Below are 18,861 nucleotides of genomic sequence, written 5' to 3' on the forward strand. Positions count from 1 at the left end.
ACGACTCGGATCGGTGCCGATGACACGTGCTCCACGGGAGCGATGTGGCCTGCGTCGGTCGGATGCCACGTCGATGGTCCATACTTTGCTGCTGCCCGCATAGGGCGCCGATCTCGGCCTCGACAATGGTGTCGTCCTTGCTCGAGCGGAGCAGATCTCGTCGGGAGACGTGCGATATGGCGCACGATGCACCGGACCCCGGGCTGGGCCCGAATGAAACTCGGCTCGCACGGCTGCGCCGGGCAGCCGACGACGACACGCGGGCGATGGGCCTGTGACCTCGGATGCGAGGGCCACAGGACTCGCTAACGCGGTGACCTTTGTCTCTGCTCCGCGACGGCGCCGAGCGAGATGCTCGAACCAGGCAGCCAGCCACGAATTCACCAAAGTGGCGGTGCCGTCGAGAAGAGGTGATCCGGGTGTCGCGGTACCCGTCGCTGTCGGTCCGTATCTGGCGGACGCGACCGTGGAATACCAGTCCGCTGATGCGGGCGTCGGATCGATTCGAGGCGCTGGTCTGGATGCTGGCCGCTGTCGCGATGCTGGTCGCCATTCCGATCGCGGGTGCGGCGGGGACCGCGGGCTATACCGCGGCGGCGGCGCGGATCAGCTCCGACAATTCGACGAAAGTCGCTGTCACGGGCACGATTTCGGGCGAATCGAAGCACACCGCGACGGTGTCGGCGCGGTCGACGATGACCGACAGCCACTCCGAAGCGCCGGTGCGCTGGAATCAGGACGGCCGATCCGGTACGGCGACGATTACGGTCCCGGATACGGCGACCCGCGGCGATGCGGTCACGGTGTGGCTCGCCCCGGACGGCACTCCAACCGGTCCGCCGCAGCGGTCCGGTGTCGCCGTCGGCAACGGGATCGAAGTCGGCCTGGCCGTTCTGGTCGAAATCTGGGGCGCCGTCCTGGCCCTGGTCGCGTTCGTTGTGTGGGCATTGGGCGCTCGACGTCGGGCCGGCTGGGAACGAGAATGGCGGGAGACCGGATGGCAGACCGGCAGCGATCGGCGGTGACGACCTCGGGGCAACGACTCTCGCATCGGCGACATCAGGACCTATCGATGGGCGTGCCCTGAACCGGAATCTGGATAGATCGAACAGGAAGTATTGCGATGGTGTTCATCGATCGGTTCGATGCAGGACGGCAACTGGGGATGCGCCTGGGGTCCCTGCGAGGGCAAGACATTGTGGTTCTCGGCCTGGCGCCGAGCGGTGTTCCGGTCGCATTCGAGGTTGCACGTGCTTTGAATGCGCCGTTGGATGTGATCGTGGTGCGCGAGCTCAGGGTCCCGTATCGGCCGGAAGTCGCGTTCGGCGCAATCGGTGAGGACGGTGTCCGGGTGATCGATGACGCCGCAGTCGCTCGTAGCGGGGTGACCGCCGCGCAGATGGCAGCGATAGACCTGCAAGAGCGCAAGATGCTGCACACTCAGCTCCGCAGAGTTCGGGAAGGGTGTCCGCGCATTCCGTTGACCCGGCGTACCGCGGTCATCGTGGTCGACGCAATCGTCAGCGGTGCCCCCGCTAGAGCCGCCTGCCAGATAGTCAAGGTCCACGGTGCCGGGCGGATCGTCTTGGCCGCCCCGGTAGGCACAAGCGCCGTAGTGACCGAACTTTCCGGGGTGGCCGATGACGTGATCTGCCTGCGGACACCGCCGAGTCTTTCCACCGCCGGCGAATGGTATTCGCTGTTCCGTCGCCCCTCCGACGACGAGGTCCTCGCGCTGCTGCACCGGGCCGCCGGAGCCGAATTGCTACGTCGGGCCACCGCGGATGTCTCAGCGCCGCCAACCAACTCGACTTGACCGCTCAACGGCCGACAGATCGGTGAGGTAGACGAAGTCGTGCGCCCGCTGTAGATGATGGCGTCGATAGCGGCCCGACCGCGACCGGCTATGCAGCTCTACCAGCTCGCTCGCCGCAGCGGCAACGTGGCGCGGCTGCCGAACACAGCGACTTATTACATCGGGTTGCCCATCATCGGACAGCCGCCCATCAGGCTGCACATCCAATGACACAGCATTTGTATGGGATTCATGTCATCATTTTCTCTTTCCGGGAGCTCCGAGTCGGCATGATGGCCGGTCCGCAGCTATCGCGGTATCACGATGAAGTTGATCCTGCGCTATCCATACCCTGCAGGGGTAGGGACCTTTGACGATCGAGTGGAGGGCTTTCGCATCCCTTCCAGATGACGCGCCGAGCACGCGAAGATCGCCCGAGACGGGTGGCGCGCCGGATACGACGGCGAACGCGGTTTCGCACCGCATCAGTGCTTGTGCGAGCTGATCGAACTCGAACACGACGTTGTCGTCGCCGCCGATGATCAGCAGTGTCTTACGCCTGGATATCGGCGAGCCGGTCGCCCGCCAGATCGGTTCGCCACCGCGAGATACCATCGCGGCTGTCTCCCAGGTCTCGGAACGCATCGGTGCGATGTCGAACACGGCAATCAGGGTCCGAGGGATGGCCGATACCGTCATGGCCTGGTCTCGGGGCCACCAGGGTAATTCTCAGGGACAAAGGACTACCTGACCGGTGCCATTCGGTCCTGCCTTCGCACCATGCGACGGCAGGATCATTGAGACATGACAACCAGCACGAGTCGGTATCAGGAACAGGAGTTCGACGCATCCGCGATCTTGTCGGCACTGCGCTCCCCGCTCGCCCTCGGGCTGGGCAACAACCTGTGCCAGCTGCGCTATCAAGCGCGGCTTTCGGGGCGTCATATCGCCCTACCAGTGTCGTATGCCCGCATGGGCGACAGCGTCGTCGTCCGGGTCGGTCGCGCTGACACAAAGACATGGTGGCGCAACTTCCGCACACCCCGGCCACTTTCGGTGTTGCTGGATGGCCGGTGGCATCGCAGCACGGGCCATGTGGCACAACCGGATTCGCTGGAACACGAAGAAGCGGCAGCGGTCTACCAGGCGGCATTTCCACGGGTGCGGATGCCGTTGACCGATCCGATCGTGGTGATCGAATTGGCAGGCGCGGACGAGCATCGAATCGCCCTATAGTGCGTGCCGCGACCGCACCGCGAGGCTTCTGGCGGCGCTGATTCGCCAGCGTGACGTTGGGGAATTGCTGGGTTTCCTGCGCCCGCCGTGACCGGTGCACTGGTGCACGACGCCGCGCCGCACGAACTCGTCCCCCGGCCTCACCATGCGGAGCGTTGTATTTCCCGAAAGTTGTTTGGACCACTATGCGATCGCGAGTGACCGAGCCCCCCTTGGCCGACCCGCGATTCGACGATCCACGGACATCCGCTCAGGCGGCCTTGTCGACGAGGCGGACGCCGGAGACGATCGAGGGCTCGATCTCGATCACGGTATCCATGACCTGGTCGACCCAGGAACGGAGCAGGCGCTCGTAGCGGGCGATGCGGGCGGGATCGGTAACGGTGCGAGCGAAACCGGTAACCACGACCGACCATCCGGTGTGTAGTTGCGGGTCGATCTCGTCGGCCTCGTAGGCGACCACCACACCGGAATTGCCGCGCACGGCGGAAGTCAGCTGGGCCGCGAGGCGGGTGCGCACGATGACGCTGCCATCCGCCTCGACAATGTGATTGACCGGGCGGATCGCCGGTAATGCGTTGCGGCTGAACACCACTCGACCGATCGAGACGGTCGAGAGCAGGTCCAGCGCCGTCGCGCGATCGAGTTCGACGATCGCGCGTCCCGGAAAGTCTTCGGCGGCGATCACGATCGTGCGGCCTCCGCTCCCGGTAGCCCGATCCGGACCTGAATGCGTACAGCAGCACCCCGGAACGCCACGTTCGCCTGTGCCAGCATCGGCCGATCCAGACACTGCGGGCCGGTGCACCGCACCCGGGCCGGTGCACCGACATGGTGGCCCCGGTCGATCTCCCGCAGCCCGCGGATCTGGACGGGATCCACCGCACCCTGGGTGGTGCACACCGCCGGCGCGGTCGTCCTGGTCGACCACAGCTCGGATGTACTCACTCGCCAACCCCTTTCAACCGACAGCGGCGCAACGCTGGCAATCCAACCGTGCTGCGGCAGTGCCGAACAGGGCCGAAAGGCCCATGAATCGAGGACGTCGGCCCCATCACAGCGACACCGCGGAACGCGGCAAGCCACCACGCGACCACCTATTCCGAGAGGCCGAGCTGTTCCGGCGCTTCTCCCAAGCCACGTCGGCGAATTCACCGAGGCGGAATGCGCACAACACCCGTCCGGCGGCCACCGACGCGGGTTCGCGCTCGGCGCGCCCGGCTTGATCCTTTCCACATGGTCGAGCGGATCGGTCGCGGGGCGGCGAAAGGACCGACTCCTCGACAGAAACGGGACCTTCGCCCCTCGAATCCACATCGGACCAGCGCCGATGATGATCGGAGAGGTCCGACTATTCATGAGGTGGCAGCGATGCACGCACGCGACATCCTCAGCCGACCAGTGGTTACGGTTCGGCCGGAAACATCGCTGACCGAGGCCATCGAACAACTCACCGAAGACGGATTCGCCGCGCTGCCGGTGGTAGCCGACCGGGACCAGGTGGTCGGCATGCTCTCCGAATCTGAAGTGCTCGCCGCGTCTTCCGCAGTGGACACCACCATCGTCGACGCGGTGATGACGGTTCCGGTCGAATTCGTCCGGCCCGGGACCGGCATATCCACGATCGCCCACCACATGCTCAGCGCGGGATTGCGATCGATACGGTCACGCCGCACCCACACCGGGTCGCGATGACGACGGCACCGCACCGAGTCGATCATGTGACAACAACTTCAGACCACCTCGAGGTGACGCTCGCCGGTGCGATGCCGATCGCGGACGTGCTCTCGGCGTTGTCGACCACCGCCGCGGGCCTGACAGGAGCGGAGTTCCGACGGCGCCGACAGGCCGTCGGGCCCAATGCGATTCGCTCACATCAGGCCCGTCTCCTGCCGGTGTTGGCACGGCAGTTGCGGTCTCCGCTGCTGCTCTTGCTGGCGGTCACCGCCACCGCGTCATTCTTTCTCGGCGAGCGCACCGATGCGCTCATCATCGGCGTCATCCTGACCGCCTCGGTCGGGTTGGGCCTGATCAACGAGTACCGCGCCGAGCGTACCGCCGAAGCGATGCACGATCGAATCCAGCACCGCGCCACGGTGATTCGCGACGGTGCGGCGCAATCGGTCAGTCTGGTCGAGCTGGTGCCCGGCGATCTGGTCGAACTGCGGCTCGGACAGCTCGTGCCCGCGGATATCCGGTTGCTGAGTACGACGGCATTGCAATGCGACGAGTCGGTCCTGACCGGGGAATCGATTCCGGTCGAGAAGTCGGTGGATCCGGTGCCGTCCGGAACCACGATGGCCGAGCTGAGCAGCTGCGCGCTGATGGGGACGGTGGTCAGCGCCGGACAGGGCCGCGGGCTGGTGGTCGCGACCGCCGGGTCGACGGTCTTCGGCCGGGTCGCCCTCGGACTCGGAAAACGTCAGCCCGACACCGAATTCCAGCTCGGCCTGCGCCGATTCTCGCTACTGCTGGTCCGAGTCGCCGCGGTACTGACCATCGGCATCTTCGCGGTGAATATTGCGCTGCATCGCCCGATCCTGGACGCGCTGCTGTTCTCCCTTGCCATCGCGGTCGGCATCTCCCCACAGCTGCTACCCGCCGTGGTCTCGACCAGCCTGGCGGCGGGCTCCCGGCAGCTCGCGCGCCGAAAGGTGCTGGTGAAACGGCTGGTGTGCATCGAGGATCTCGGCGATATCGAGGTGTTGTTCACCGATAAGACCGGCACGCTGACCGAGGGCCGGATCGAATTCATGCGTGCACTCGGTCCCGACGGATCCGCGTCGGACGAAACGATGCTGCTCGGCCTGGTCTGCACCGACGCCACCGTGCGCGACGCGCGCGTCGTCGATGGAAATCCACTCGACACCGCCCTATGGGAGGCCCCGACCGCACCGCGCGCGGCCGCCGAACGGTACACCAAGTTGGCCGTGCTGCCCTTCGACCACCGCCGCCGACTCGTCACCGTGCTCACCGCCGACGAGCCCGGCGAGCCGCTGATCATCACCAAAGGTGCGCCGGAGGCCGTACTCGACCGCTGCACCGACTTGCCCCATACCGCGAAGACCGTGCTGGACAGTGAATTCCGGGCCGGTCACCGCATCGTCGCGGTGGCGACCCGCCCGGCGCCCGGGCAGCACACACTCGCCCCCGATGACGAGCACGACCTGCGCCTACACGGATTCCTGGTGTTCCTCGACCCACCGAAGGCCACCGCCCGCGACGCGCTGCGGCGGCTGGCCGACCTCGGCATGGCGGTCAAGGTGATCACCGGTGATAATCCGGATGTCGCCGGGCACGTCTGCACCGAACTCGGGCTACCGGACGGCGGTGTGCTCACCGGACCAGAAATCGACCGCCTCGAAGAACCCGAGTTGCGCGAACTACTCTCGACCACAACGATATTCGCGCGGGTCGACCCGGAACAGAAGGCTCGGATCGTGCGCGCACAGCGGTCCTCCGGTGTCGACGTCGCATTCCTCGGCGACGGCGTCAACGACGCGCTCGCGCTGCATGCCGCCGATGTCGGCATCTCGGTGGATTCCGCCACTGACGTAGCCAAGGATGCCGCCGATGTCGTGCTGCTGGAGAAGGACCTGCATGTGCTCGCCGATGGCGTGCTGGAAGGCAGGCGCATCTTCGCCAACACCATGAAGTACGTATTGATGGGCACATCGAGCAATTTCGGCAATATGTTCAGTGCCGCAGGCGCGTCCGCCTTCCTGTCCTTCCTGCCGATGCTCCCCTCGCAGATCCTGCTGAACAATCTGCTCTACGACGCCAGCCAACTGGCCATCCCCACCGATAACGTCGATCCCGAACAACTCGCGCGCCCGGCGCGGTGGGACGTCGCGCTGATCCGGCGCTTCATGCTGGTCTTCGGCCCCATCAGCTCGCTGTTCGATTTCGCCACCTTCGCGATCATGCTGTCGGTATTCCACGCCGACGAAACCCTTTTCCACACAGGCTGGTTCGTCGAATCCCTGGCCACCCAGACCCTGGTCCTGTTCGTCATCCGGACCCGGCGCACCCCGTTCTTCCGCAGCCACCCCAGCGTCGCGCTGCTGTTGGCCGCATTGGCCGCGGTGACCACCGGTGCCCTGCTCCCCGTCACACCATTCGCCCGTGACCTGGGCTTCACCCCGCTGCCCGGCGCTTTCTTCCTAACCCTGACCGTTATGGTCCTGGCCTACCTGGTGCTGGCCGAACTCGGCAAACATTACTTCTTCCGCACCCCGAAACCCGTTGCCCCACAACGCCTCCGCATCACCAGCCACCGCGTGGACCGACGCGCCGCCCGCTTCACCACCGGCCGCCGGTCCCGGACACCACATCGCCTGGGTCCATGATCAGCTGCGGCACGGTGCTCGACCACGCGCGCCCGGCCTTCCAGTCGTGGGCTGGTTCGCCGAGGTCAGTCCGTTCCCCACCCCGGTCTGCCGGACACCCCGTGCCGTCGGCGGAATCAGCTCAGCTGCTGCGTACGACGATCATCGGGCACTCCACCGTGTGCAGCAACGCGTTGCTGGTGGAGCCGAGGACCATACTCGCGAACCCACCGCGGCCGCGGCTGCCGACCACAACCAACTGCGCATTCGCCGACTCGTCCAGTAACGCTCGAACCGGCCGGTCCAGCTTCAGGACCCGCTGCACCGGCACCTCCGGATACCGGTCGCGATAGCCGGCCAAATTCTCGGCCAACAGCGCCTGCTCGGACTCGCGCGCGGCCTCCCAGCCCGAATGCGGCAGATCGACGCTGCTGGCATCGCTCCAGGTGTGCAGCGCCGTCAGCCCCACCTTGCGTCGCGAGGCCTCCTCGAACGCGAGCTCGATGGCGGGCACGCTATTTCGTGAGCCGTCGACGCCGACCAGGATGGGTTTACTCGCCGATTCCGGGTCGATCGCCGAATCGCCATGAATCACCGCTACCGGGCAATGCGCGTGATGGGCGACCGCGGTGCTGACCGAGCCGAGCAGTCCACGGTGGAATGCGCCGACGCCGCGGCTGCCGACGACCAGCATCCTGGCCTGCGCCGAGCGCAGGATGAGGGTCGGAATGATCGAGGCGAAGATCACCTCGGTGGCCAGCTCCAATTCCGCCCCCGGCGCGGTGTGCCGTGCCAGGCTGGCCGCCTCGACCAGGATCCGCTCGCCATCGCGGCGCAGCCACTCCACGTCCGCCTCGCTCAGAGTGCGGTCGGGGCCGAAGTCGGGGACGGCCACCGAGGTCAGAATGCGCAGTGGGCAGCGGTGCAGCTCGGCATCGACCGCCGCCCAGGCAACCGCCTCATAGGAACTCGCCGAGCCGTCGACGGCCGCAATGATCTGCGGCGCTGCGGAATTGCCCATAATCGTTCCCTTTGTCGAAAAGTGCTTGCCGGAAACGAAATAGCCCAGTCGCGAGTGGCCCGGCCGCCCGGTCAGGTGATCGGCTGGCCGCGGACCACCCGATCGTTCAGCATGCTGCCACCTCAGTGGCGTCGAAGGGATCCAATACGTCCTCGACCGCCCGCCGCGGCGTGGCGGGCAGCGTCTCGGCACTCGTCGGCGCCCAGCCGATTCTGATCACGGCCTGGGGATAGCCGTAGTCGTCGAGGACGCCGATGCGGATCCGGTGCCGCAGCGCCGGGATCTCGAGCGGTTCGGTCAGCAGACAGGTGGCCAACCCGATATTCGTCGCGGTCAGCAGCACCGCGCTCAACGCCTCACCCGCGCACAGTCGCGAGAGTCGATGGTCGGCTGAGGTGCTCAGCACTAGCAGCTCGGCGCAGTCGCACTCGTGCGCTTCGTCAGACCATTGCACACCATCGTGCCTGCCACTCCACTCGGCCGGCTCGAGTCGATAGCCCGGGTCCCCCGCGTGCCGCTCGGCCGCGGCCCGCATCGCTTCGACCAAGCGGTCGCGCGATCCATCGGCCGCCTGCCGCACAGTCGCACCCAGGGTCGCGGCGCGCTCGGTGACCAGCCCGAGGTATCCCGGCGGCACCGGCCACGCACTGAAGGGCCTGCGATCGGTTCGTCTGCGGGTGATGGCGGCGCTCAGTTCGATTTCGTAGGGAATCGGCCGATGCCGCACTGGTTCGATCGATGCCAGGTGGTTCGGTTGCGCCGGATTCGGCAGCCGGTGCACTACCGCTGACCAGCCGAGCGCGGCGAACGCGACGCGCAGATGATGCAGCGCAGCACCACAGCTCAAGACGAGATCGCGTTGGTCGGGGTCGGTCGAGGGCAATGCCCGGGTCGGATCCAGATACAGGTGGACGCTGCGGTCTGCGATCCGCCACCGCCACGGTTGGGTGTTGTGCACCGACGGTGCCCGCACCGCGAGCGCTAGTGCCGCCCGCACGGTGTGATCATCGGGCAGTCCGTGGTCCATCACCGCCATCCCTTCCTTTCCTCCCGATTCACCCTCGCACCGCGGCGATACCGAAGGTAGGGCAAGACGACCCCTCCTGGCGGGACTTCGGACGCCGGCTGGGGTCGGCCGGCTACGGTAGCGCGCAGACGGTCCGGAAGGCTCGTTTGCACCCCGGACCGATCCACACCCCGAACAGTCGGCTTCGATACGAGTATTGCTGCGGCCCAGCCGCTTCCGCGTTTCGGTGCCAGAGGAGGTCGCGGCGATGGTTGGCTTCATCGTCAACTGGGCCACCTTCTCGACCGGATCGGAATTCGTCATCGGCGGTGGCGCTACCGCGGGTATGACACTCGTCGAACCGGCCGAAGCGCACTGAACGCGGCCGCTGCGACGTAGTTGCGGGAAACCCATACAGGTGTCGTGGTGCTGTGCGGGGACCACGCGTACAAGACGAAGAAACCGATCGGCATCGGCGGGGTTCGACACGCGACGGCGTGGGGTAAGAGCTCATGCAAAAATTGGGTATGGATCGCGAGTTCCTCGTGCCCGACCAGATGCCGGTGACCGAAACATTGCCGCAACTGCGGCTTCGTGAGCTGCTGGGTGAGGTCCAGGACCGAATCGCGCAGATCGCGGGGGTTCGTGATCAGATGGACCGGCTGATCGAGGCAATGCTGGTGGTGACCGCCGGACTCGACCTGGACAACACATTGCGCTCGATCGTGCACACCGCCATCGAACTGGTCGACGCCGAATACGGGGCGCTGGGCGTGCGCGAAACCGATAAGACCAGTCATCAGCTCGCCGAATTCGTCTACGAGGGCATCGACGACCGGACCCGGGTCATGATCGGCGATCTGCCGCGCGGTCACGGTGTCCTCGGCCTGCTGATCGAAGAACCGAAGCCCATTCGGCTGATCGACCTTTCGAAGCATCCGTCCTCGGTCGGCTTCCCCGCCCACCACCCGCCGATGCGCACCTTCCTCGGCGTACCGGTGAAGGTGCGCAACGAGGTGTTCGGCAATCTGTATTTGACCGAGAAGTCCGGTGGTCAGGAATTCACCGAGGACGATGAGGTCGTGGTGCAGGCGCTGGCGGCCGCCGCGGGTATCGCCATCGCCAACGCCCGCCTCTACGAACAGTCCCGAATTCGCCAGCAGTGGCTGGAAGCCAACCGCGATGTGGCCACCGAACTGCTCGCAGGCGGCGAACCCGACACCGCCCTCGAACTCGTCGCCGACCGGGCCCTCACCCTCAGCCAGTCGGCGTGCGCCTTCCTCGCCCTGCCCGAGGACCCCGACATCCCCACCGAGGACATCACCGAGCTGGTGGTCGCCGCCGCCGCAGGCGTCGGCGCCGACGAACTGCTCGGCGAGCACATCCCGATGGGCGAATCGAATTCCGGCGAAGCGTTCCGATCCGGCCAATTCGTCGCGGTCGACGAACTGCGCTTCCAGCCGGTCTTCTACGAGCCCTCGAAATTCGGACCCGCGCTGATTCTTCCGTTGCGGGCCAAGGATTCGGTCATCGGTGTGCTCGCCGCCGTACAACCGGCCGGTGCACAGCCATTGGACAAGGCCGGGCAGTTGATGATGGCCGCCTTCTCCGATCAGGCCGCTCTGGCCTTGCAACAGGCGACCATCCAACGACGGATGCGCGAACTCGATGTGCTCTCCGACCGCGACCGGATCGCCCGTGACCTGCACGACCACGTCATTCAGCGGCTGTTCGCAGTCGGCCTCTCACTGCAGAGCACCGCGCAGCGAGCCCACGCACCCGAGGTCAAATCCCGACTCACCGACACCGTCGCCGACATCCAATCGATCGTCCAAGACATCCGGCACTCGATCTTCGACCTGCACAGCACCACCGCGGACGCCCCGACGCTGCGCAAACGCCTGCATGCCGTTGTCGCCGATATGATCGGAGAAAGCGGTCTGCGCACCATAGTTCGACTCGCCGGCCCGCTGTCCGTGCTGGCCCCGCCACTATCCGAAGACGTCGAGGCGGTACTGTGCGAAGCGGTCAGCAACGTGGTGCGGCACGCACACGCCACAACGATGACGGTCCATCTGCGTGTAGGCGATGACGTCACCATCGAAGTAACCGACGACGGCATCGGCATCCCCGGCGACATCACCCGCATGAGCGGATTGGCGAATCTGGCCACCCGGGCCGAACAGGCGGGTGGCAGCTTCAGTGTGACCAAAGGCGAGGAACGGGGCACGGTGCTGCGGTGGTCGGCGCCGCTGCCCTGACTTCTGCCGGTACGGCACTACAGTCACCCCCCGGAGGTGGCGCCTTCCGCGTTCCATCGTTCGACCTCAGTCATAGAGGGCGTCGATGCGGTCCGCGAGATTGCCGATGACTATTTTGCGGCGCAGCTTCATACTCGGTGTGAGATCGCCTGCCTCGACGGACAGTTCGCGGTCGATGATCCCGAATCTCTTGATCTGTTCCCAGCGATTGAGTTGGGCGTTCAGGTCATCGATGTAGCTGGCGATCACGTCGTGGGTCTTCTGGTCCCGCGCGATGTCGGCGAGCGGCATATCGGCCAGGCCGTGCTTATCGGCCCACTCGGTGATGGCCTGGGCATCGAGACCGACCAGGGCGACGCAATAGGGTCGGGTCTCGCCGCAGACGATGAGTTCTCCGGCATACGGACAGAGTCCCTTGAACGTTGCGGCGATCGCGGAGGGTGCGACGTACTTGCCTTGGGAGGTCTTGAACAGGTCTTTCTTGCGATCGGTGATGTGCAGGAAGCCGTCGGCGTCGATCTCGCCGATGTCGCCGGTGCAGAACCAGCCTTCCGCGTCGAAAGCCTCGGCGGTGGCGTCGGGGCGGTCGTGATAGCCGCTCATCACGCCCGGGCTTTTGAGGAGGATCTCGCCGTCCTCGGCGATCTTGACCTCGGTGCCGGGGAACGGTTTACCGACGGTACCGAACCGGTATGCGCCTGGGCGGTTGATGAACGAGGCGGCGGCGGTCTCGGTCAGGCCGTAGCCCTCGAGCACGGTGATGCCGATCGCGTCGAACCACTGCGCGACATCGCGGTCCAAGGGCGCCGATGCCGAAACGAAGTACCGCAGCCGCCCGCCGAAGCGTTCACGGATGGTGGACAGCACCAGCCGGTCCGCCATCTTGTGCTCCAAGGAAACGAGCAGCGGCGGCTTCGCACCGGCCTGTGTGGCACGCGAGACTTTAAGGCCCACCCCGATCGCCCAGTCGAAGATCTTCTTCTTGATCCCGCCTTCTTCAGCCACCATGCCCTCGATGCGCGCGTGCGCCTTCTCGAAAATGCGCGGGGCGGCCCCCACGATGGTGGGGTGCAAAATCGCAAGGTTGTCCACGATCCTGTCCACCCGGCCGTCGATTGCCGTGGGAAAGCCGATCAGCGGTGACAGCGCCAACATCACCTTGCCGAATGCGTGGGACAGCGGCAGCCACAAGAAGTTCAGGTCATCCGGGCTGAGAACATTCAGGGCATCGATCGCGGCGGCGCTGTAGGTCCATGCGGAATGCGGTAATCGAACCCCCTTCGGAGTGCCGGTCGTGCCGGAGGTGTACATGATGCTGCCCAGGTGCTCGGGACGAATCCCGCGGATGCGGGCGACCACCGCATCGGGCGATTCGGCAAGCGATTTCCGTCCGCGCTCTTCGAGGTCATCGAGAGTGATCACCCAATCTCCGTTGCCCTCGCCGTCGATGATCACCACCTGCTGTACGTCGGGCAGTTCTGCGCGGTGCTCGATCAGTTTGTCGACCTGGGTCTGATTCTCGGCAACGACGACACGGCTGCCCGAGTTGGCGACGATGAACGTGACGCCGGTGGCATTGGTGGTGGGGTAAACGGTGGTGGTGGCCGCGCCAGCGCACATCACGGCGAAATCGACGAGCACCCATTCATACCGTGTGGACGACACGAGCGCGATCCGGTCCTGAGCCTCGACTCCCAGCGCTATCAACCCGGCGGCGAGGATGTTGACCCGGTCACCGACCTGCCGCCAGGACACGCTGGTCCAGCCCTCGCCGTCGGGATATCGGAACGCCTCCGCGTCCGGAGTCGCGGCTACCCGGTCGACCAGCATCTGGGCGACCGACGGTGCCCGCTTCTCGATCTTGCTGAGGTCGGGAGGTTCCTCGGATTCTCGGAGGAACGTCATCATCTGATCCTACGAGTCCCCGGCCGATCGCTCGGGCATTCGGACGAGAAACATGGGCGCGAGGACAGCCTGGCACGATCCCTGTGACCAGCCCGGCCACACCCAACGCGCCGATCACGACGACGCGGACCGCCGCCCGAATCGCCAACAGGCGCAACTGGATCGCGCGGACCGGATGGTTCGGCATGCTGGGCGATCTTGTGAAAAATTGCGTCGATGAGCTCGGGGTGCGCCGGTGGGCTCACGCGAACAGCCGGACCGCAATACCGTGGAAGTATGCGAACTTTTGTCCACCTTTTGCTGCTCGTGTGCGCTGTCGCCGTGGCCGTCGGCGCGTTCGGTCCGCTCATCGGCACGATCGGGGCCCGAGACGTTCGGCTCGAAGATCTGCGTGCGGGTTTCGGCTCCGGGCGTTCCATGGACCAGATCGGTGCTCAGTCGGTTCCGTTCCAGACGTCGCTGGCCGTTGTCGTGGTCGGCGTCGCCGTCGCGGTGTTGCTCGCCGCACTGTTCGGCTCCCGCCTGATCGGCTGGCTCGGCGTCGTCGTCGGCCTGGCCGCACTCGGCGTGCTCGCGTGGCGGTTGGACGAGCCGTTCGACCAACAGTTGCGCAGCGACTACCGCGATCTGCTCAGCGGCAGCTGGGGCCTGTATCTGGTCGGCGGCGGGCTGGTCATCGCTCTGCTGTCGCTGCTCGTCCCCAAAGAGCGCCCGAAGCGCAACGGAGCAACACTTTGAGCTGCGACCATTTCAGGTCCTCGGTGCGGCTCGAGTACGAAGCAGGGACGCTACCGCCCAATCGTCAGCCGAGCTCAGCGAGCTTGCGCCGCAACACCGCCCGCTCGCGCTCGTTGCCGCACAGCTGTGCCGCCCGCTCCAATTCGGTGCGCGCCTCATCGGTGCGTCCCAGGCGGGTGAGCAGCTCACCGCGAACGCTCGGCAGCAGATGCGAATTCGACAGCGCCTCGGCCACCACCAACCTGTCCACGATCGGCAGCGCTGCCGCCGGTCCCTGTGCCATGGAGACCGCCACCGCCCGATTGAGGTCGACCACCGGCGACGGAGCCAGTCTGCCCAGCGCCTCGTAAATGAGCACGATCCGCTCCCAGTTCGTCGCCTCGACGCTGGCTGCGACGGCATGGCATTCGGCAATCGCCGCCTGCAAGCCGTAGGCCGCGAGGCCACGGCCGACCTGCTCCGCGCGGGCCAGGGCGGCCCGCCCCCGGCGGATCGCGGCGCGGTCCCAGCGGCGGCGGTCCTGCTGTTCCAATAACACCGGCTCGCCGTCCGGTCCGGTGCGGGCCGGGAAGCGCGCCGCGGTCAGTTCGAGCAGCGCGAGCAGACCGTAGACCTCGGGCTCGCTCGGCATCAGCCGGGCCAGCACCCGCGCGAGACGCTGGGCCTCGCCCGCGATATCGAATCGGATCAGCTCGTCACCGGAGCTAGCCGAGGAACCTTCGGTGAAGATCAGATAGATCACATTGAGCACCGAGCCGAGGCGCTCGGTCCGCTCTTGGACCGACGGCACCTCGAAGGGCACCCGGGCCGCCGCCAGAGTCTTCTTCGCGCGGGTGATCCGGGCCTGCACGGTGGCGGTCGGCACCAGGAACGCCTTGGCGATCTCATCGCTCGTCAGACCGCCGACCACCCGTAGGGTGAGCGCCAGCCTCGCCTCCCGGGACAGCACGGGATGGCAGGAGATGAACATCAGCGCGAGCACGTCGTCATCGATCCGGTCCGGATCCCAGAGCATGTCCGCGGCCGCGCGGGTGGGTTCGCTCCCGGAGACCACACCGCCCTCGTCCAGATCACGGGCCAGGACGGCATATCTCTCGTCGAGGGCGGAGCGCCGACGGAATGCGTCGATGGCGCGACGCCGGCCGACGGTGAGCAGCCACCCCGCCGGGTTGCGGGGCGCGCCGTCACGTGGCCAGGTCACCAGGGCCTCGGCCAGCGCCTCCTGGGCGAGGTCCTCGGCCAGCGCGAAATCGCCGGTGTACCGCGCGAGTGCACCGACGATCCGCGCCGACTCGATCCGCCAGATGGCGGCGACGGCCGCACGGCCGGTGTGATCAGCCATCGCCATTGGATTCGGTCAGAGCTGACCGGTCGCTTCCCGCCACGCCCGCTCCTTTTGGACCCACTCGTTGTCCTGCGGGAACTCATCGATCGTGGTGACCCGGCGGATCTCGGTCTTGAAGCCGGAACCGGTGATCGGCGACCGCTTTGCCCACTCCACGGCTTCCTCCTTCGATGCCACGTTGAGAATGTAGAACCCGCCGAACAGCTCCTTGGTCTCGCCGTACGGGCCGTCGGTCACCACGGGCGTCTCGGCGGAATAGTCGACGACCACGCCATCGCCCGCATCGTCGAGGCCCTCGGCAGCGACCAGCACGCCCGCCCGGATCATCTCCTCGTTGTACCGACCGACGGTCTCGAGCATCTTGTCGAAGTCGATACTCGCCATCCCCGCGTAGGCCTCGTCGGTGGCGCGCCAGATCAACATGTACTTCATGGGTTATGTCTCCTCGAGTATCCAGGTCCCGCTCGGACCCTCTCATCCCTGAGTCGAACGGGGAACGTCATAGATCGACATGCCGCCGACAAATTCTTTACCAGCGCACGCCCATGTCATCCCAGGACCGGAATTCGCCGTAGGTCCGTCCTCGCACAACAGCGGCAAACCGAACAGTGGCCCGCCACCGAATCCTCGCTCATGGCGGCACAAGTGCAGGTCCGTGGCCAGCGTGATCCGGGTTCGATCTCGGGTGCAAGACAATACCGGAGCCATCGCGCTGGTCGCATCATGTTCGCGCGCAACGCTTCACGCCCAAAGACCGCCCGCTCTGTCGGCTACGCGCTGGTGACGTCTACCACGTCGGCGGCATCGAGGGGACCGACGTCGTCACCGCGCTACTCCCCTCCCCACCGATCGGCGCTCCCGTTCCGGTGTCGATGAATCGCCGCTGCTGCGCTCGCCGTTGGCCCCTGTCGCCGAGGTCGATCTATCCTCGGTCAGTGCGGCAGGACCGGGACTTCACAGCCGTCGATATCGAGCGATATCTACTGCACGAGAGCACTTCTGGTACCGGCTGTCATGTGGCGGTTATGTCGCGATAACATTGATGGGGTTGCTCTACGTTGATGCGGCGCATCCGCCCCGAACAAAGGTTGGTGAGTCCACCGATGTCGGTATCGATATTCGACGAGGCGCTTCCGCGCGGCGAACGTGACGGTTTCGGGCTGCGAGTCGGTGCGATCGTCGACCGGGGCGGGGAAGTACTGCTTTTGGAGGCCCGCAGCACGGGGCCGATCCCGCTCACCCGCAAGCTTCCGGGTGCCACCGTGGAACCGGGCGAGTCGGTTGCCGCGGCGGTGATTCGCGGAGTCCGCGAGGAGACCGGTTTGACCGTCACCGGAATCGCCCACCACATCGGCGACTTCGACTACCTGTCCCCGGCCGGAAAACCGGTCCGGCGCCTGCATTTCGCCGTGGACGTGGCAGCCACCGGTCCCATTCTGCTCAGCGCACACGCTGGCTACGAATGGGCGCCGTTGGATGGCGAATTGCTCGTGACGCCGTCGATCCGCGGAATCCTCCAAGCCTATAAGGACCTCGTCTACGGCTGAGCGGTCACCGGGGTTCTGGTGTCCCGCGCTGGTCCGGACATGACAATGCCCACCGAGCCGATAGTGCGGGATCGACTCGGTGGGCATATCGCCACGCGCCGTCACGGACCGGGAAGCAGCGGCGGGGTAGGAGTCCGCTGCACCGGTACGGGTCGCACGGCGGTCGGCGCACGCGCCGAACAGGCCCGGGGAGTCAGGGTTTCGTCCTGTTCGGCATGGTGCAACGCCAGCCGGATATCACAGTCGGCCCCCACCGCCGAGCAGCCACGGATTGAAGGTGCACTCCAGATTCGGATGCCCGACCGGGTCCAATGCGTGCAGGGCGATCGACAGGGCGCGCGGTGAGTACATGATCGTCAGGTGGTCGGAGAGATCCTGTTCGCAACCGTCCTGCAGGGTGATGTTGTGGACGGTCACACCGGGACCGGCCTTCAGGAAGGTCAGATCGTAAGGATTGCTGACCTCGTCGTAGCGGGTGCCGACAACCGTGTAATCAACCCCGGGAATCGTGTCGCCGTTCGCGTTCAGCCGGTTCACGAAATCCGAGCCGATGGTCTGCTGGATGCCAGCGTGACCGACGAAGATCTCGATGAAGCCGAGAATGTCGATGCCGAAGTTATTGATGGCCCGTCCCAGTGCACCGATGCCGTCGAGGCTGGTGCCGTGGTGCGTCGCGCCGAAGGTGACCAGATTCTTCACCTTAGCCGCGCCGCCTTCGAACTTGGTGTACCAGTTGGCCATCGAGCCACCCTGGGAGTGCGCGACGATATCCACCTCGGACGCACCGGTCGCGGCCAGTACCCGATCGACGAAGGCCGCGACCTGTTTCGCCGAATCCTGGATGTACCCGGTGCCCATCACACCGGGCAGCACCGAACCGAGGCCGCCGCCCTCCAACAGATTCGACCGACCGTAGTTGAAGGTGAAGACGCAGAAGCCCGCATCCTTCATCGGCTGGCCCATATAGGCGAACCCGTTGTAGGCGTTCATCCAGGTGCCGTGCAGTGCGATCACCGGACGCGGATGTTCGGCGGTCGGCTTGCAGTTCCAGTCGTTGGTGCCCGGCGGCGCGATATCCGGATTCAGCAGGCCGTAGCCGAATGCGGCCAGCCACGATGTCATCGGCGGGCCGTAACCCTTTGTGTCACTGGCATTTCCGCCTGACGATCCGGAACTGCTGCCGGATCCGCCGTAACAGTTACCGGAGCCGTTACCCGATCCGGCGCCGGATCCGGAGGTGCACGCCGATCCGGAATTGCCCGCGCTGCCCGAACCGGCGACCGGCGCGGCCTTGCGGCCTGCGGCGATGTAGTCGGCCAGCGCCTGCTCGGTCGGCGCCGGATCCGGATTCGCATTGGCCGCGACGCCGGTCATGCTCATGGCGAGCACCGAGACGCCCATCATTACCGCGGCGCTGACCGACCGGCCGCAGCCACTTCGTTTCATGATTTGCCTTCCTGCAGAACGTCAGCGTTCGAGTGACAGCACCGAGGACGGGGCGCCCAGAAGTGGCGAGTCGACGGCGCTGAAACTGGGCCAAACGCTAAAACGGTGCAGCGGCGAAACCGATGGGTCGCAGGGGTAACTGGAAAGCTCACCAAACGGCATTGTCCCCGTTAGGGATACGACACAGCCTCAGAATTTCGCCCGAACGGCAAAGGCACAATTCGAACGATCGC

General features: G+C 65.9%; 17 protein-coding genes. 8 read left to right on the forward strand and 9 right to left on the reverse strand.

Translation table 11 applies throughout. From position 1 onward, the window contains the following. Positions 1 to 419 precede the first annotated feature (419 nt). Entirely contained in the window at positions 420 to 1,025 is a 606-nt protein-coding gene (locus tag ACWEO2_RS22995) for an Rv1733c family protein (RefSeq protein ID WP_452407191.1), read from the forward strand. A 230-nt stretch (positions 1,026 to 1,255) separates the two neighbouring features. After that, positions 1,256 to 1,816, forward strand: a complete 561-nt coding sequence (locus tag ACWEO2_RS23000) for a phosphoribosyltransferase (RefSeq protein WP_452407192.1) — start codon at positions 1,256 to 1,258, stop codon at positions 1,814 to 1,816. A 237-nt stretch (positions 1,817 to 2,053) separates the two neighbouring features. On the opposite strand, the gene ACWEO2_RS23005 is transcribed toward ACWEO2_RS23000, so the two are convergent. Continuing rightward, positions 2,054 to 2,458 (reverse strand): hypothetical protein, encoded by a 405-nt coding sequence (locus tag ACWEO2_RS23005; protein WP_452407193.1) that lies wholly within the window; start codon positions 2,456 to 2,458, stop codon positions 2,054 to 2,056. A 141-nt stretch (positions 2,459 to 2,599) separates the two neighbouring features. Here ACWEO2_RS23005 and ACWEO2_RS23010 point away from each other — a divergent pair, with 141 nt between their 5' ends. Continuing rightward, positions 2,600 to 3,031 carry a hypothetical protein gene (locus ACWEO2_RS23010; RefSeq protein WP_452407194.1) on the forward strand — a complete coding sequence of 144 codons (432 nt, stop codon included), beginning with the start codon at positions 2,600 to 2,602 and terminating at the stop codon, positions 3,029 to 3,031. A gap of 250 nt (positions 3,032 to 3,281) precedes the next feature. Here the strand turns inward: ACWEO2_RS23010 and ACWEO2_RS23015 are convergent, their stop codons facing one another. Next, positions 3,282 to 3,719 carry a pyridoxamine 5'-phosphate oxidase family protein gene (locus tag ACWEO2_RS23015; RefSeq protein ID WP_452407195.1) on the reverse strand — a complete coding sequence of 146 codons (438 nt, stop codon included), beginning with the start codon at positions 3,717 to 3,719 and terminating at the stop codon, positions 3,282 to 3,284. Continuing rightward, positions 3,716 to 3,979 (reverse strand): hypothetical protein, encoded by a 264-nt coding sequence (locus ACWEO2_RS23020; protein WP_452407196.1) that lies wholly within the window; start codon positions 3,977 to 3,979, stop codon positions 3,716 to 3,718. The genes ACWEO2_RS23015 and ACWEO2_RS23020 overlap by 4 nt, the downstream gene beginning before the upstream one ends. Before the next feature lie 423 nt (positions 3,980 to 4,402). On the opposite strand from ACWEO2_RS23020, the gene ACWEO2_RS23025 reads away from it, so the two are divergent. Then, a complete protein-coding gene (locus ACWEO2_RS23025; RefSeq protein ID WP_452407197.1) occupies positions 4,403 to 4,726 on the forward strand; it encodes a CBS domain-containing protein in 324 nt (107 codons plus the stop codon). Beyond that, positions 4,723 to 7,380, forward strand: a complete 2,658-nt coding sequence (gene mgtA, locus ACWEO2_RS23030; RefSeq protein WP_452407198.1) for a magnesium-translocating P-type ATPase — start codon at positions 4,723 to 4,725, stop codon at positions 7,378 to 7,380. Before ACWEO2_RS23025 ends, mgtA begins: the two co-directional genes overlap by 4 nt. A 121-nt stretch (positions 7,381 to 7,501) precedes the next feature. Here the strand turns inward: mgtA and ACWEO2_RS23035 are convergent, their stop codons facing one another. Together ACWEO2_RS23035 and ACWEO2_RS23040 are read right to left on the reverse strand one after the other, a co-directional pair. Next, positions 7,502 to 8,380 carry a universal stress protein gene (locus ACWEO2_RS23035; protein WP_452407199.1) on the reverse strand — a complete coding sequence of 293 codons (879 nt, stop codon included), beginning with the start codon at positions 8,378 to 8,380 and terminating at the stop codon, positions 7,502 to 7,504. Between the two features lie 106 nt (positions 8,381 to 8,486). Further along, positions 8,487 to 9,407, reverse strand: a complete 921-nt coding sequence (locus ACWEO2_RS23040) for an Acg family FMN-binding oxidoreductase (RefSeq protein WP_452407315.1) — start codon at positions 9,405 to 9,407, stop codon at positions 8,487 to 8,489. Between the two features lie 506 nt (positions 9,408 to 9,913). Between ACWEO2_RS23040 and ACWEO2_RS23045 the strand changes: the two genes are divergently transcribed. Then, positions 9,914 to 11,647: a GAF domain-containing protein gene (locus ACWEO2_RS23045; protein ID WP_452407200.1), complete on the forward strand. Its 1,734-nt coding sequence runs from the start codon at positions 9,914 to 9,916 to the stop codon at positions 11,645 to 11,647. Between the two features lie 66 nt (positions 11,648 to 11,713). On the opposite strand, the gene ACWEO2_RS23050 is transcribed toward ACWEO2_RS23045, so the two are convergent. Then, the gene (locus tag ACWEO2_RS23050; protein ID WP_452407201.1) at positions 11,714 to 13,552 is read right to left on the reverse strand and encodes an AMP-dependent synthetase/ligase; all 1,839 of its coding nucleotides are present in this window, start codon (positions 13,550 to 13,552) and stop codon (positions 11,714 to 11,716) included. 276 nt (positions 13,553 to 13,828) lie between these two features. Here ACWEO2_RS23050 and ACWEO2_RS23055 point away from each other — a divergent pair, with 276 nt between their 5' ends. Beyond that, positions 13,829 to 14,290: a hypothetical protein gene (locus ACWEO2_RS23055; protein WP_452407202.1), complete on the forward strand. Its 462-nt coding sequence runs from the start codon at positions 13,829 to 13,831 to the stop codon at positions 14,288 to 14,290. A 64-nt stretch (positions 14,291 to 14,354) separates the two neighbouring features. Here ACWEO2_RS23055 and ACWEO2_RS23060 read toward each other — a convergent pair whose 3' ends face one another. Both ACWEO2_RS23060 and ACWEO2_RS23065 read right to left on the reverse strand, forming a co-directional pair. Then, a complete protein-coding gene (locus tag ACWEO2_RS23060; protein ID WP_452407203.1) occupies positions 14,355 to 15,632 on the reverse strand; it encodes an RNA polymerase sigma factor in 1,278 nt (425 codons plus the stop codon). A gap of 15 nt (positions 15,633 to 15,647) precedes the next feature. After that, positions 15,648 to 16,067 (reverse strand): YciI family protein, encoded by a 420-nt coding sequence (locus tag ACWEO2_RS23065; RefSeq protein WP_354957626.1) that lies wholly within the window; start codon positions 16,065 to 16,067, stop codon positions 15,648 to 15,650. Positions 16,068 to 16,738: 671 nt separating this feature from the next. Here ACWEO2_RS23065 and ACWEO2_RS23070 point away from each other — a divergent pair. After that, positions 16,739 to 17,182, forward strand: a complete 444-nt coding sequence (locus ACWEO2_RS23070) for an NUDIX hydrolase (protein WP_354957625.1) — start codon at positions 16,739 to 16,741, stop codon at positions 17,180 to 17,182. Positions 17,183 to 17,419: 237 nt separating this feature from the next. Here the strand turns inward: ACWEO2_RS23070 and ACWEO2_RS23075 are convergent, their stop codons facing one another. After that, complete coding sequence (locus ACWEO2_RS23075; protein WP_452407204.1) at positions 17,420 to 18,628, reverse strand: esterase/lipase family protein; 1,209 nt, start codon at positions 18,626 to 18,628, stop codon at positions 17,420 to 17,422. Positions 18,629 to 18,861 lie beyond the last annotated feature (233 nt).

Source organism: Nocardia sp. NPDC004278, from assembly GCF_053602975.1.

Bases quoted from the DNA above. Each gene is read 5' to 3' on its own strand.
- ACWEO2_RS23050 (WP_452407201.1), bottom strand. From the start codon at position 13,552: ATGACGTTCCTCCGAGAATCCGAGGAACCTCCCGACCTCAGCAAGATC.
- ACWEO2_RS23060 (WP_452407203.1), bottom strand. From the start codon at position 15,632: ATGGCTGATCACACCGGCCGTGCGGCCGTCGCCGCCATCTGGCGGATC.
- ACWEO2_RS23010 (WP_452407194.1), top strand. From the start codon at position 2,600: ATGACAACCAGCACGAGTCGGTATCAGGAACAGGAGTTCGACGCATCC.
- ACWEO2_RS23070 (WP_354957625.1), top strand. From the start codon at position 16,739: ATGTCGGTATCGATATTCGACGAGGCGCTTCCGCGCGGCGAACGTGAC.
- mgtA (WP_452407198.1), top strand. From the start codon at position 4,723: ATGACGACGGCACCGCACCGAGTCGATCATGTGACAACAACTTCAGAC.
- ACWEO2_RS23040 (WP_452407315.1), bottom strand. From the start codon at position 9,407: ATGGACCACGGACTGCCCGATGATCACACCGTGCGGGCGGCACTAGCG.
- ACWEO2_RS23075 (WP_452407204.1), bottom strand. From the start codon at position 18,628: ATGAAACGAAGTGGCTGCGGCCGGTCGGTCAGCGCCGCGGTAATGATG.
- ACWEO2_RS23065 (WP_354957626.1), bottom strand. From the start codon at position 16,067: ATGAAGTACATGTTGATCTGGCGCGCCACCGACGAGGCCTACGCGGGG.
- ACWEO2_RS23055 (WP_452407202.1), top strand. From the start codon at position 13,829: ATGCGAACTTTTGTCCACCTTTTGCTGCTCGTGTGCGCTGTCGCCGTG.
- ACWEO2_RS23035 (WP_452407199.1), bottom strand. From the start codon at position 8,380: ATGGGCAATTCCGCAGCGCCGCAGATCATTGCGGCCGTCGACGGCTCG.
- ACWEO2_RS23045 (WP_452407200.1), top strand. From the start codon at position 9,914: ATGGATCGCGAGTTCCTCGTGCCCGACCAGATGCCGGTGACCGAAACA.
- ACWEO2_RS23025 (WP_452407197.1), top strand. From the start codon at position 4,403: ATGCACGCACGCGACATCCTCAGCCGACCAGTGGTTACGGTTCGGCCG.